An 11895-nucleotide genomic window follows, 5' to 3' on the forward strand; every position below is an offset into this window, starting at 1 on the left:
ACGCTTGGCGCACTATGGGAAACGTCCCCGTCCGGAATCGGATTGTGCCCCGGCGGGACTGACGTCCGGGAGTTCCGATGGAAGTGATCGCACCACAAGCCGTGGATACGCTGATCCGTCTGCTGGCCGGGGACGGCTACGAGGTGGTCGGACCGACGCGGCGCGACGGCGCGATTGTCTACGACCGGGTGGGCGGTCTCGAGGACCTGCCGGTGGGCTGGACCGACGAGCAGGCCCCCGGGCACTACCGCCTGCGCGAACGCGACGACGACGCGCTGTTCGGCTACGTGGTCGGGCCGCATTCCTGGAAGAAGTACCTGTTCCCGCCCGAGGAGACCCTGTTCCGGCTGACCCGCCAGCCGGACGGCAGCTTCGTGACCGAGCCCGGCACCTCCGGCGCGCCGCGCCGTGCCTTCATCGGCATGCGCGCCTGCGAGCTGGCGGCGATCGACGTGCAGGACCGGGTATTCCTCGGCCAGGCGGTGCAGGACCGCGGCTATGCCGCCCGCCGACGGGACCTGTTCATGGTCGCGGTCAGCTGCGCCGAACCGGGCGGAACCTGCTTCTGCGCCTCCATGGATACCGGCCCGCGCGCGCGCGCGGGCTTCGACCTGGCGCTGACCGAGGTGATCGACGCCACCCAGCACTTTCTGGTCGCCGAGGCGGGATCCGAGGCGGGTCGCGCGATGCTCGACCGGCTCGATCCGCGCCCGGCCAGCGATGCCGAGCAGGCCGCCGCCGAGCGGGTGTGGGCCGAGGCACCGAAAAAGATGGGCCGGCAGATGCCGGCGGATGCCCGCGAGGTGCTGAACCGGGCCTTCGAACACCCGCGCTGGGAGGAGACCGCCGAGCGCTGCCTGTCCTGCTCCAACTGCACCCTGGTCTGCCCTACCTGCTTCTGTTCGCAGGTCGAGGAGGTCCCGGATCTTGAAGGCCAGCGCACCGAGCGCGTGCGGCGCTGGGATTCCTGCTTCAACCAGGAACACTCGCACCTGGTCGGCGGGCCACACCGCGAGTCCGTGGCCGCGCGCTATCGCCAGTGGATCACCCACAAGCTGGCCACCTGGCATGACCAGTTCGGCACCTCCGGCTGTGTCGGCTGCGGGCGCTGCATCACCTGGTGCCCGGTGGGGATCGACATCACCGAGGAAGTCACCGCGGTGCGCCGCGACCCGGAGGGCCGGGGATGAACGAGCTGCTGGCCATTATCGAGAAACAGCCCTTCTTCGAGGATATGGCGCCGGAGCACCGGCGCCTGCTGGCGGCTTGCGCGGCGAAGTGCAGCTATACGGCCGGCACCCGACTGCTGCGCGACCACGAGCCGACCGAGACCTTCTGGCTGATCCGCGAGGGCCAGGTCGCGCTGGAGAGCCCGCTGCGGGAAGGCACCGTGGCGTTCCAGACCGTCGGGCCCGGGGACATCCTCGGCTGGTCCTGGCTGCTGCCTCCGTACCGCGCCAGCTACGACGCGCGGGCGGTGACCGACATCCATACCCTGCGCTTCGATGCCGGCGTGCTGCGCGACCGCATGGAGGCCGACCCGGCGTTCGGCTACGTGCTGATGAAGCACTTCGCCGCGCTGATCGTACAGCGCCTGCAGGCGGCGCGGTTGCAGGCGCTGGATATCTACAGCCACGGAGGGCCCGGCCATGGCGCCTGACGCTGTCGCAACCCTGCCGGATCAGGCAATGGCACCAGAACCATGGCGCATCCACTCGGTACGCCGCGACGTGGCCAGCAACGAGGTCTTCAGCTGGACGCTGTACCCCGAGCCGGGGGTGGAGCCCGGCGCCATGCCTGCGCCCGGGCAATTCAACATGCTCTACCTCTTCGGCGTGGGCGAGGTGCCGATCTCGGTCTCCGCGATCACCGACGGCGGCGGCATCGTGCACACCATCCGCGCGGTGGGCAGCGTGACCCGCGCGATGCAGGATCTTGAGACCGGCACGGTGGTCGGCCTGCGCGGGCCGTTCGGCACGGCCTGGCCGCTGGAGCAGGCGCGCGGGCGCGACCTGGTCCTGGTGGCCGGCGGCATCGGCCTGGCGCCGCTGCGGCCGGTGATCCACGCGGCGCTCCAGAGGCGTTCGGAGTTCGGGCGCGTGGTGGTCTGCTACGGCGCGCGCTCGCCCGGCGACATGATCTTCCGCGACGAGCTGGACGCTTGGACCGAGCGCGATGATGTGGATCTGCGCATCACCGTGGATCGCGGCACCGCCGCCTGGCGCGGCGATGTCGGCGTGGTCACCCAGCTGGTGGATCGTGGCGGCTTCGACCGGCGCAACACCCTGGCGATGACCTGCGGCCCGGAGGTGATGATGCGCTTCACCGCGTCCGCGCTGGAGCGCCGCGGCCTGAAGCCGGAGGACATCTATGTCTCCATGGAGCGCAGCATGCGCTGTGCGGTGGGCTTTTGTGGCCACTGCCAGATCGGGGCGCATTTCGTCTGCCGCGACGGCCCCGTGTTCCCCTACCCGGTGATGGAGCCGGCCTTCCGGGTACGCGAGCTATGAGTCGGGAAAAGCCCACCCTGGCGGTGTTCAAGTTCGCCTCCTGCGACGGCTGCCAGCTCAGCCTGCTGGACTGCGAGGACGAGCTCCTGGCGGTCACCGACCGCCTGCGGATCGCGCATTTCCCCGAGGCCTCCAGCCAGCGGATCGACGGCCCGTGGGACCTGACCCTGGTCGAGGGCTCGATCACCACGCCGGAAGCGGCCGAACAAATCCGCGAGATCCGCCGCGCATCGAAGTTCCTCGTGACCATCGGCGCCTGCGCGACCACCGGCGGCATCCAGGCCCTGCGCAACTTCGCGGATGTCGAGGAATTCACCCGCCAGGTCTACGCCCACCCGGAATACATCCAGACCCTGGCCACCTCGGATGCCATCAGCCAGCACGTGCCGGTGGACTTCGAGCTGCGCGGCTGCCCGATCGACAAGTACCAGTTGCTGGAGGTCATCAGCGCCTTCCTCTACGGTCGGCGCCCGCAGGTCTCCAGCGCCAGCGTCTGCGAGGAGTGCAAGCGGGCGGGACAGGTCTGCGTGATGGTCGCCCATGGCACGCCCTGTCTCGGCCCGGTCACCCACGCCGGCTGCGGCGCGTTGTGCCCCGGGTGCAACCGCGGCTGCTATGGCTGCTTCGGGCCGAAAGAGACGCCCAACGCACCGGGCCTGTCCGGCCAGCTGGAGACGCTGGGGATGGATCGCGCCACGCGCGTGCGCTTCTATCGCACCTTCAACGCCGGCGCCGACGCCTTCCGCGAGGAGAGCGAACGTCAGGAGAGCGGCGCGGCACCGCCCGAAGAATCAGGAAACCGGACATGAGCGAGACCCGCACCATCGAAGTCGACTACCTCGCCCGCGTGGAGGGCGAAGGCGCGATGTACGTGCGCACCGAGGGCGACCGCGTGGAGGAGGTGAAGCTGTCGATCTTCGAGGCGCCGCGCTTCTTCGAGGGCTTCCTGCGCGGGCGGGACTTCCGCGAGGCTCCGGACATCACCGCGCGCATCTGCGGCATCTGCCCGATCGCCTACCAGATGGGTGCCTCGCTGGCGATGGAGGACATCTGCGGCATCACTGTGGACGGCGTGCTGCAGGACCTGCGGCGGCTGGCCTACTGCGGCGAGTGGATCGAGAGCCACGCCCTGCACGTGTTCATGCTCCACCTGCCGGATTTCCTCGGCTATCCGGATGCGATTACCGCCGCGAAGGACCACCCGGATATGGTGCGCAACGGCCTGCGAATCAAGAAGATCGGCAACTCGATCCTGCGCCTGCTGGGCGGGCGCGAGATCCACCCAGTGAACCTGCGCGTCGGCGGCTTCTACCGCGCGCCGTCGCCGGCCGCGGTCGCCGGGCTGCGCGAGGACCTGTCCTGGGGCCTGGAAACCTCCTGCGAGGTGGCCGACTTCCTCGCCACCCTCGACTACCCGAACCTGGAGCGCGACTACGAGTTCGTGTCGCTCGTCCACCCGGACGAATACCCGATCACCCACGGACGCCTGGGCTCCAGCAGCGGCCTGGACGCGGCCATCCGCGACTACGACGACATCTTCACCGAGGAGCACGTCGCCCACTCCAACGCCCTGCACAGCCACCGTTCGGACTCCGGCGAACCGGTGTTCATGGGCCCGCTGGCGCGCTTCGCGCTGAACCGCGAACGCCTCACCCCGCGCGCCGCCGAGCTGGCCGAACGCGCCGGGCTGGGCGCCGCCTGCCGCAACCCCTTCCGCAGTATCCAGGTGCGCATGATCGAGATCGTCCTCGCCTTCGAGGAGGCCCTGCGCCTGGTCGAAGGTTACCGCGCCGCACCGGCCGAGCCGGCCCTGCCGGTCACCCCGCGCGCCGGCACCGGCTTTGGCGCCACCGAGGCCCCGCGCGGCATCTGCTACCACCGCTACACCATCGACGACGCGGGCCTGATCACCGACGCCAAGATCGTCCCGCCCACCTCGGTCAACCAGCCCACCATCGAGGCCGACCTGCGCGAACTGGTCCAGAACAACCTCGACCTGCCGGACGACGAACTGCGCCACCACTGCGAAGTCGCCATCCGCAACTACGACCCCTGCATCTCCTGCGCCACCCACTTCCTCGACCTCACCGTCGACCGAAAGTGAACGCCGCTTGCGAGAACCGAAGGAGCAGCACGATGGCTATCGTTGCAGTCGAGCGCGCCAGTAGCCGGGGCGGCACGCATGATGTGCAAATGCCAGAACGATGATGCGACGGGAAGTGCGAAGGAAGACGATGTCGAACGGAAAGCGGCGCAACCCCAGCCGGCGCACGCCTTTCCGGCCCAGGCGGCCAGGCATGGGACTGCCGGAGACCCAACCTTCTTCCAGCAGCTCCAGGCCCGCGTTCAGCGCCTCGCGAAACGGCCACCCGAGCCCGGGCAGTTCATGTTCGTACCAGTCGGTCGCCGCTTCCGCTTCATCTGCCGCGGCGGAGACGATCTCCAGTGTGGGCATCCATGCTCATCCAGTGCGGTCCCGCAAACGCCGATTCAATTCCTCACGCGAGAGGGTCCTCTCATCCCCGCTCTCGACCTCTGCAAGGCGGCGGGAAATCTCCTGCACCCATGCCGAGGCGGCCTCCTTGTCCGGTGAACCATCCAGGGTTTCCACCAGGTCATGCACCAGCCGTGCACGCTCCGATTCCGGGAGCGCACGAGCCTGGTCCAGTATTTTTTCAAAGTCGACGGCCGCCATATCCATCACCAACCACTTGGCAGGGTGCCCTTCAGATTACGCCTGTACCTGTTGCTGTTCCAGCCAGCCCCATGCCCGGGTAGGTGGCCGATGAGAATCGCCACGGTCATCGACGATTCACGCCAGTGGACGATCCCACGGAAGCATCCCCAGTGACTGCCACCAAGGGCCCTCTCGTCATCGGCATCGGGAACCCCTGGCGCGGCGACGACGGCGTCGGCCACGCCGTCGTCGCCGCACTCGCCGGCACGCCAGGCCTCACAACCGCCGCCTGCAGCGGCGAACCCGCCGAGCTCATGGAGCTGTGGCAGGGCCACGACCCCGTCATCCTGGTCGACGCCATCGTCACCGGCGCCGCCCCCGGCACCCTCCACCGCCTGGACGCCCGCGACCCACTGCCGCGCGGCGCCCGCTACTCCTCGCACGGCATCGGCCTCGCCGAGGCCGTCGAACTCGCCCGCGCGCTCGACGCCTTTCCGCCCACCCTTATCGTCCACGGAATCGAGCCCGCACACCTGGAAGACGGTACCGGACTCTCGCCGCAAGCCATCGACGCCATCCCAAAATCCGCCCGCCGAATCCTCGACGACCTCACACTAGCGATGCCCCCGGACCGCTGTGCCCGGTAACGGCTTCCACACATTTGCAGATTCGGGGTCGTAGCTCGCCTTTCCCATTCAGCGAGGCGAGACGGAGAAGGTAAAAACTGACCCCGTTCGCGCTTCGCGTGCCCCTTTTTGCGATTGCAGATGGTCATCGTCTTTGGGGCATCCGCTGGGGGGATGGCTGCATTAAAGACTCTGGTCGCGCAACTTCCGAAGGGTTTTGGGGCACCCATTTTCATAGTCAATCACATGAGCGCGGACAACTCCGGAGAAGCTCTGGTCGACGTGTAGCTCCAGGCGAATCCGGCGTCGGTAGGCTCAAATGTGGCCCAAGGCCTCCATGGCGCGTGCGACCTTCACGAAGCCGGCGATGTTGGCGCCGACGGTGTAGTTGCCAGGAGAGCCATATTCCTCGGCGGTTTCGTGGCAGGTGCGGTGGATGTTGGCCATGATCTCCTGCAGGCGCGCCTCGGTGTATTCGAAGGTCCAGGAGTCCCGGCTCGCGTTCTGCTGCATCTCCAGCGCACTGGTTGCCACGCCGCCGGCATTCGCGGCCTTCCCGGGGCCAAAGGCGATCCCGGCCTCGCGGAAGGTCTGGATACCCTCCGGGGTAACCGGCATGTTGGCGCCCTCGGCGACCGCGATGCAGCCGTTTTCGACCAGGGCCTTGGCGTCCTTTCCGGTCAGTTCGTTCTGAGTGGCACACGGCAGGGCCACATCGCAGGGGATCTCCCAGATACTGCCATTCTCGCTGTACTTTGCGCCCTTCTTGCGTTCCGCGTAGGCACTGATCGGGCCGCGCTCGCGTTCCTTGATCTGGCGCACCAGGTCCAGGTCGAGCCCGTCCTCGTCGAGGATAACCCCGCGGGAGTCGGAACAGGCGATCACCCGGGCGCCCAGCTGCTGGGCCTTCTCGGTGGCATGAATCGCCACGTTGCCGGCGCCGGAGATGATCACGCGTTTACCCTCCAGCGAGTCGTTGCGGGCCTTGAGCATCTCCTGGGTAAAAAAGACCGCTCCGTAGCCAGTGGCCTCGGTACGGGCGCGGCTGCCGCCCCAGTCCAGCCCCTTGCCGGTGAACACGCCGGACTCGAAGCGGTTGGTGATGCGCTTGTACTGGCCGAACAGGTAGCCGACCTCGCGCTGGCCAACGCCGATGTCGCCCGCGGGCACATCGGTGTACTCGCCGAGGTGGCGGTACATCTCGGTCATCATGCTCTGGCAGAACCGCATGATCTCGGAATCGGAGCGCCCCTTCGGATCAAAGTCGCTGCCGCCCTTGCCGCCGCCGATCGGCAGGCCGGTCAGGGCGTTCTTGAACACCTGCGAGAAGCCGAGGAACTTGATGATGCCGAGGTACACCGAGGGGTGGAAACGCATACCCCCCTTGTACGGCCCCAGGGCGCTGTTGAACTGGACGCGGAAGGCCCGGTTGATGTGCAGCTCGCCCTTGTCGTCCTGCCAGGGGACGCGGAAGATGATCTGCCGCTCGGGCTCGCAGATGCGCTGGATGATCTTGAGTTCGGCGAACTCCGGGTACTTCACCAGTACCGGCCCCAGCGTGTCCAGCACGCCATGGACGGACTGATGGAATTCCGTCTCCCCGGCGTTGCGGTGCAGCACTTCCTGGTAAATGGGTTCGAGCTTCTCGTCGAGGCTTCCGTTCATGGATCGCATCCTGATGGTCTGATTCGGACGCATTTAGGCATGCGGGTGCCGAGAAGACAATCCCGATCGCCCCATGATGGTGCATTCCGTCACCGACCGTGCAGCACCGGAAGGGAGCCAGGGAGCAGCGCCTCCGATGGAAACCATCGACCGGCAACGCTCTGGGGCCGACCGTCCGGAACGAGGGCACTTTTACTCGCCGGTCGCGGTCTCATCTGCTATGAATAGGTGAGCATCTTCGCTCGCCCCGGTCGCCTGCAGGTCTCCACCATGTCCGAACGTGCCCCCCCGATTGCCTGGACGCCGGCCGTTTTCTTTGCATTGACCAACCTGGCCGCGGTCACGCTGGTGCCGTGGTGGTGGCTCACCCAGGGCTTCAGCGGCGCGGCCTGGCTGTTTTTTGGCCTGTTCCTGGTGCTAAGCGGCCTGGGCATCACGGTGGGTTATCACCGGCTCTGGGCGCACCGCACCTTCAAGGCGCGGGGGCCATTGCGCGTTCTGCTGGCGCTGAGCAGTGCCCTGGCGCTGCAGAACAGCATCTACAACTGGGGCGCGCGGCATCGCGTGCATCATCGCTACGTGGATGATGTGGAACGCGACCCGCATTCCATCAAGCGCGGTTTCTGGCATGCCCACATGGGCTGGATGCTGCGCAACTGGCCCACCAGCGAGCCCGACTATTCGCGGGTGAAGGACCTGGCGAAGGACCCGGTGGTGATGTGGCAACACCGGCATTACTGGACCCTGGCATGGGGACTGAACCTGGGCCTGCCTCTGCTGCTGGGGCTGGCATTCGGGGATGTGATCGGCATGCTGCTACTGGCCGGCATTCTGCGCATGGTGCTCAGCCACCACTTCACGTTCTTCATCAACTCCCTGGCGCATTGGTGGGGCCGTCGTCCCTACAGTGACGACAGCACCGCCGTGGACAACGGACTAGTCGCCCTGCTCACCTGGGGCGAGGGGTACCACAACTTCCACCACGCCTTTCAGGCGGACTACCGCAACGGGGTGCGCTGGTGGCAGTACGACCCCTCGAAGTGGCTGATCAACCTTTTTGCCTGGACGGGACTGGTGTATGACCGGCGCTGGACACCGCGCTTCAAGATCATGCGCGCACGGCTGCACACCGAGTTTCGCCGGCTGCTCAATGCCGACCAGGCCGAGCCAGCGCACGACTCCTGGCGCGCAACCGTGGAGCGGGAGTATCAGCGTTTCCGCGATACCGTGAACCAGTGGCAGAAGGTGCAGGCGCGCAAGATGCGGGCCGGGCGCGAGGCCATGAACGATCGCTGGGTGCGCACGGAACTGCGCACCCAGTTCAAGGAGCTGGAGTATCGCCTCAAGATGCAGCGCCGCCGCCTGCGCGCCCTGTCGGCCTCTCGTCGCGCGACCACGGCGTGAACGCGGGCCCCGGATTGCGGGGCCGGAGCGCCTTCAGGCGCGATCACCCCCCAGCTTGGCTGCGACCCGGTCGGCCACCTTGCCACGGACCACGACCTCGTCGGCGCCCGCCTGGCGCGACGCCTTGAGCATCGCCCCTTCCACGTGCGGGCCAAAGGCGAGAATCTTTGCGTCCGGGTAGCGCTCGCGCCAGGTCGACACCGCTTCCACGCCACGACTGCCGAGGTCGACTACCACCAGGTCGGACTGCTCCGGCGCCTGACTGCTAGAAACCGATGCGCCGGCCGAACGCCAGCGCGACTCCAGCCGCACGCGGGTCATCAGGTCGGGGGTGTCGAGGTGGATATGCATAGTCGGACCCGGGCACGAAGCGAAGGCGTGGAACGAACACACTTTAGCCCCTCTCTGGCTCAGCGTCAGTCATTCGAGCGCCGAGAACACACCCGCCATGTCAGTGTTGATGATGCCCGCCTGCTGCGGGACGCTCCGCCCGCCGCACCACGGCCTGAAGATGCAGGTCGCGAAGGCCCTCCAGCTTCAGGCGGATCGGCACCTGCTGTCCTTGTTCGAGCGGCTCCAACAGATCGATCAGCATCACATGCAAACTGCCGGGCTGCAGCTCCACACGATCGTTGGCGGGAATGGTGATTGATGGAACCTCGCGCATGCGCATGACGCCGTGCTCGTCCTCGACGTGGTCGTGCAACTCGGTGACCGCAGCCACCGGCGACTCAGCGGAAACGATCTCGATGTCGCGATCGGTGGTGTTGCGCAGGGTCAGATAGGCCGCAGTACTCGGCATCATCGGCGGCATCAGCCGCACCCACGGCTGGCCCTCGAGTTTGATGCCGTCCGGGCAGTCGCAGGCAGCATGCTCTGCAGCGTCATGGGTCGGCTCGGAAGCCACCGGGGTTGCCGCGCACAACAGGCCCACAAGCGCCAGTCCGCTCAGCGTTCGGTACAGAGGGATCATCGTTTTTCTCCTTGGGTAAGGCCGGACCAGCCGGAGCCGCGTCCGGCGATCGATCAAAATTCCACGGTCCACTTCGCCCAGAGGGTGCGGCCTGGCTCGTTGATCGGCTGGGTGCTGGCTCCGAGATCGGCCGTACCGCGCTGGATGTGTTCGCTGTAAGTGCGATCGAACAGGTTGTCCACACCCAGCATCACCCGCGATCCGGAGGACACCTCCATGCCAGCGTACATCGCGGCGGTGGCAAAACCGGGGGTTTCTTCCTGGTCGAGGCTGTAGATGGTTCCATGGCCGGGATGAATCCGGTCCTGACGTGCGACACCTCGTACCTGGGCCCCGGCAAAGCGCCCGCCGGACTGGTACTCCAGGGCCAGGGTCATTTCAGCCGGCGGCGTCTGCGCGAGGGGCACACCATCGGTATCGTTGCTGGAGCGAACCCAGGCGGCACTGGCGCGCGCCGTCCAACGTGAGTTCATGGCCCAGGCAAGATCCATCTCGGCGCCATAGGTGGTGGCGTCCACGTTGCGCGCAGCCGGGGCCTCGTTGGCGATCAGGATGTAGTCGTCGTACTGGCCGTAGAACACGGCAACCGAGCCGGTCAGATCTCCGTGATGAACCTGCAAACCCGCATCCAGCTGGGTCAGATTCTCGGTGTCGAGGTCGAACACGCGGCGACGTTCCCAGAAATCGGCAGCACGCTCGGCGCGCCCGAGACCAATGTGCCAGCTTATCGGGGCCGCGTGGAGATCCTCCTCGTAGCGCAGAAACCCGCTGGTCTGGTGTGTACGGTCGTGTTCCCCGGGCCCGGCGCCGCCGAAGCCATCGGCGTCCTGTGCGTCGGCCCGCGACCGGTCGACACGCAGCCCCGTGACCAGGCGCTGGGAGTCCGAGAATGGGTACTCCAGTTCCGCGAACACGCCGGTATCGCGGAATCGGGCGGTATCCTGGCGCGGGACATCGCGCCAGACGAAAGCGTCCATTCCCATCAGGCGATTGCCCCGGTGCCGGTTGCGCTGGTGCTCGATTCCGGCGTGTAGCAGCATATCTCCCGGCAGGGCGAAATCGGCGGCGATGCGCGCGCCGGTAGTCACGCGATCGGGGTAGCTGACCATTGGCATGTTCGGCGGCTCGCGCAAGCTATAGTTGTCCATCACATGGTCGATCTCGTTGTAGAACACCCGGGCCTCGACCTGATCCAACCACGGCGTGATGCGCTCGCGCGTCAGCGCTAGGCTGTAGCCGGTTCGCTCGAACTGCGTGCCGTCCATGCCGCGGTCGTCGTAGGCCGCCTCAGCATCCGAGCGGTCGAGGGTGAGTTCCACCAGGGTGTCGGCATCCGGCCGCCAGCCGAGGATCCCGGTGCCGCTCCAGCGCGAGTACTGCGAGTGCACCGTGTTGCCGTCGCCGTCCTTGTAATCGGCCTGGTCGGACAGGGTGCCGATGCCGCGGATGAAGCCCTGCTCGCTGCCAGTGGCAACATCGGTGATCAGGTCGAAACGGTCGAAGCGCCCGACGGTGATCCCGGCAAAACCGGTCACACCGCCGTCGGCATCGAACACCGGGGCATCCCGCTCGAAACGCACCGTGCCGGCGGGATTGGCGCCATACCGCACGGTCTGGGGACCCTTGCGCACCTCAATGCGGTCGAAGGCCTGCGGATAGGCGTAGGCGGTGGGCGGATCCATGCGTCCGCCGCAGCCGCCAAGGATTAGGTCATCGTCCAGCAGGATGGCCAGCCGCGAGCCACCCAGACCGCGCAACTCCGGATCGCCGCTGGTGCCACCCTTGCGGCTGACCGCGAAGCCGGGGATGGACGCTAGGTACGAACCTCCATCGTGTGCCGGCAACGGCAGGCGTGGCTGGCGTGGGTCGGTGGTGACCACGCCGGGCCCTTCCATTGCCGGTGCGGTGATCACCACCGGCGGCAGAAGGACGGCCGCTGGTTCGGACGTCCCATCAGCCAACGACGCACTGGGCCACATGGGTACACTGGCCCCAAGTACCATAGCCAGTGCGCGACGCAGCGTTACATTCAGCATTACT

14 protein-coding genes are annotated in these 11895 nt (G+C 67.0%); 8 read left to right on the top strand and 6 right to left on the bottom strand.

The window, feature by feature from the left end; translation table 11 throughout:
• The first annotated feature begins 77 nt into the window (after nt 1–77).
• From F816_RS0109640 to F816_RS0109660, 5 genes are read left to right on the top strand one after another with little or no spacing between them, the layout of a single operon-like run.
• On the top strand, nt 78–1190 hold the full coding sequence (locus F816_RS0109640; RefSeq protein WP_019594559.1) for a sulfite reductase subunit A: 1113 nt from the start codon (nt 78–80) through the stop codon (nt 1188–1190).
• On the top strand, nt 1187–1660 hold the full coding sequence (locus tag F816_RS0109645; protein ID WP_019594560.1) for a cyclic nucleotide-binding domain-containing protein: 474 nt from the start codon (nt 1187–1189) through the stop codon (nt 1658–1660). The genes F816_RS0109640 and F816_RS0109645 overlap by 4 nt, the downstream gene beginning before the upstream one ends.
• Nucleotides 1650–2510, top strand: a complete 861-nt coding sequence (locus tag F816_RS0109650) for an FAD/NAD(P)-binding protein (protein ID WP_019594561.1) — start codon at nt 1650–1652, stop codon at nt 2508–2510. The genes F816_RS0109645 and F816_RS0109650 overlap by 11 nt, the downstream gene beginning before the upstream one ends.
• Entirely contained in the window at nt 2507–3319 is an 813-nt protein-coding gene (locus tag F816_RS0109655) for an oxidoreductase (protein WP_019594562.1), read from the top strand. The genes F816_RS0109650 and F816_RS0109655 overlap by 4 nt, the downstream gene beginning before the upstream one ends.
• Nucleotides 3316–4614: a Ni/Fe hydrogenase subunit alpha gene (locus tag F816_RS0109660; RefSeq protein ID WP_019594563.1), complete on the top strand. Its 1299-nt coding sequence runs from the start codon at nt 3316–3318 to the stop codon at nt 4612–4614. The genes F816_RS0109655 and F816_RS0109660 overlap by 4 nt, the downstream gene beginning before the upstream one ends.
• Nucleotides 4615–4650: 36 nt before the next feature.
• Here F816_RS0109660 and F816_RS0109665 read toward each other — a convergent pair whose 3' ends face one another.
• Nucleotides 4651–4965 carry a hypothetical protein gene (locus F816_RS0109665; protein ID WP_019594564.1) on the bottom strand — a complete coding sequence of 105 codons (315 nt, stop codon included), beginning with the start codon at nt 4963–4965 and terminating at the stop codon, nt 4651–4653.
• A gap of 6 nt (nt 4966–4971) precedes the next feature.
• Nucleotides 4972–5205 (bottom strand): addiction module protein, encoded by a 234-nt coding sequence (locus F816_RS0109670; RefSeq protein WP_019594565.1) that lies wholly within the window; start codon nt 5203–5205, stop codon nt 4972–4974.
• A 152-nt stretch (nt 5206–5357) separates the two neighbouring features.
• Here F816_RS0109670 and F816_RS0109675 point away from each other — a divergent pair, with 152 nt between their 5' ends.
• Entirely contained in the window at nt 5358–5834 is a 477-nt protein-coding gene (locus F816_RS0109675) for a hydrogenase maturation protease (RefSeq protein WP_019594566.1), read from the top strand.
• A 120-nt stretch (nt 5835–5954) separates the two neighbouring features.
• Nucleotides 5955–6101, top strand: coding sequence for a chemotaxis protein CheB (locus tag F816_RS14585; protein ID WP_255349502.1), 147 nt, complete (start codon nt 5955–5957; stop codon nt 6099–6101).
• A gap of 27 nt (nt 6102–6128) precedes the next feature.
• Here the strand turns inward: F816_RS14585 and gdhA are convergent, their stop codons facing one another.
• Nucleotides 6129–7478: an NADP-specific glutamate dehydrogenase gene (gene gdhA / locus F816_RS0109680; protein WP_019594567.1), complete on the bottom strand. Its 1350-nt coding sequence runs from the start codon at nt 7476–7478 to the stop codon at nt 6129–6131.
• Between the two features lie 270 nt (nt 7479–7748).
• Between gdhA and F816_RS0109685 the strand changes: the two genes are divergently transcribed.
• Nucleotides 7749–8882, top strand: coding sequence for an acyl-CoA desaturase (locus F816_RS0109685; RefSeq protein WP_038085739.1), 1134 nt, complete (start codon nt 7749–7751; stop codon nt 8880–8882).
• Between the two features lie 33 nt (nt 8883–8915).
• Here F816_RS0109685 and F816_RS0109690 read toward each other — a convergent pair whose 3' ends face one another.
• From F816_RS0109690 to F816_RS0109700, 3 genes are all read right to left on the bottom strand, one after another.
• Nucleotides 8916–9233 (bottom strand): response regulator transcription factor, encoded by a 318-nt coding sequence (locus F816_RS0109690; RefSeq protein ID WP_018948258.1) that lies wholly within the window; start codon nt 9231–9233, stop codon nt 8916–8918.
• A gap of 100 nt (nt 9234–9333) precedes the next feature.
• Nucleotides 9334–9855, bottom strand: a complete 522-nt coding sequence (locus F816_RS0109695; protein WP_018948259.1) for a copper chaperone PCu(A)C — start codon at nt 9853–9855, stop codon at nt 9334–9336.
• 53 nt (nt 9856–9908) lie between these two features.
• On the bottom strand, nt 9909–11891 hold the full coding sequence (locus F816_RS0109700; protein ID WP_018948260.1) for a TonB-dependent copper receptor: 1983 nt from the start codon (nt 11889–11891) through the stop codon (nt 9909–9911).
• Between the last annotated feature and the right edge of the window lie 4 nt (nt 11892–11895).

The organism is Thioalkalivibrio sp. ALM2T, from assembly GCF_000381505.1.
Classification (GTDB): Bacteria; Pseudomonadota; Gammaproteobacteria; order Ectothiorhodospirales; family Ectothiorhodospiraceae; genus Thioalkalivibrio; species Thioalkalivibrio versutus.

Excerpts from the sequence above, each read along its gene's own strand:
- F816_RS0109640 (WP_019594559.1), top strand. The coding sequence starts at position 78 with ATGGAAGTGATCGCACCACAAGCCGTGGATACGCTGATCCGTCTGCTG.
- F816_RS0109645 (WP_019594560.1), top strand. The coding sequence starts at position 1,187 with ATGAACGAGCTGCTGGCCATTATCGAGAAACAGCCCTTCTTCGAGGAT.
- F816_RS0109650 (WP_019594561.1), top strand. The coding sequence starts at position 1,650 with ATGGCGCCTGACGCTGTCGCAACCCTGCCGGATCAGGCAATGGCACCA.
- F816_RS0109655 (WP_019594562.1), top strand. The coding sequence starts at position 2,507 with ATGAGTCGGGAAAAGCCCACCCTGGCGGTGTTCAAGTTCGCCTCCTGC.
- F816_RS0109660 (WP_019594563.1), top strand. The coding sequence starts at position 3,316 with ATGAGCGAGACCCGCACCATCGAAGTCGACTACCTCGCCCGCGTGGAG.
- F816_RS0109665 (WP_019594564.1), bottom strand. The coding sequence starts at position 4,965 with ATGCCCACACTGGAGATCGTCTCCGCCGCGGCAGATGAAGCGGAAGCG.
- F816_RS0109670 (WP_019594565.1), bottom strand. The coding sequence starts at position 5,205 with ATGGCGGCCGTCGACTTTGAAAAAATACTGGACCAGGCTCGTGCGCTC.
- F816_RS14585 (WP_255349502.1), top strand. The coding sequence starts at position 5,955 with ATGGTCATCGTCTTTGGGGCATCCGCTGGGGGGATGGCTGCATTAAAG.
- gdhA (WP_019594567.1), bottom strand. The coding sequence starts at position 7,478 with ATGAACGGAAGCCTCGACGAGAAGCTCGAACCCATTTACCAGGAAGTG.
- F816_RS0109685 (WP_038085739.1), top strand. The coding sequence starts at position 7,749 with ATGTCCGAACGTGCCCCCCCGATTGCCTGGACGCCGGCCGTTTTCTTT.
- F816_RS0109690 (WP_018948258.1), bottom strand. The coding sequence starts at position 9,233 with ATGCATATCCACCTCGACACCCCCGACCTGATGACCCGCGTGCGGCTG.
- F816_RS0109695 (WP_018948259.1), bottom strand. The coding sequence starts at position 9,855 with ATGATCCCTCTGTACCGAACGCTGAGCGGACTGGCGCTTGTGGGCCTG.
- F816_RS0109700 (WP_018948260.1), bottom strand. The coding sequence starts at position 11,891 with ATGCTGAATGTAACGCTGCGTCGCGCACTGGCTATGGTACTTGGGGCC.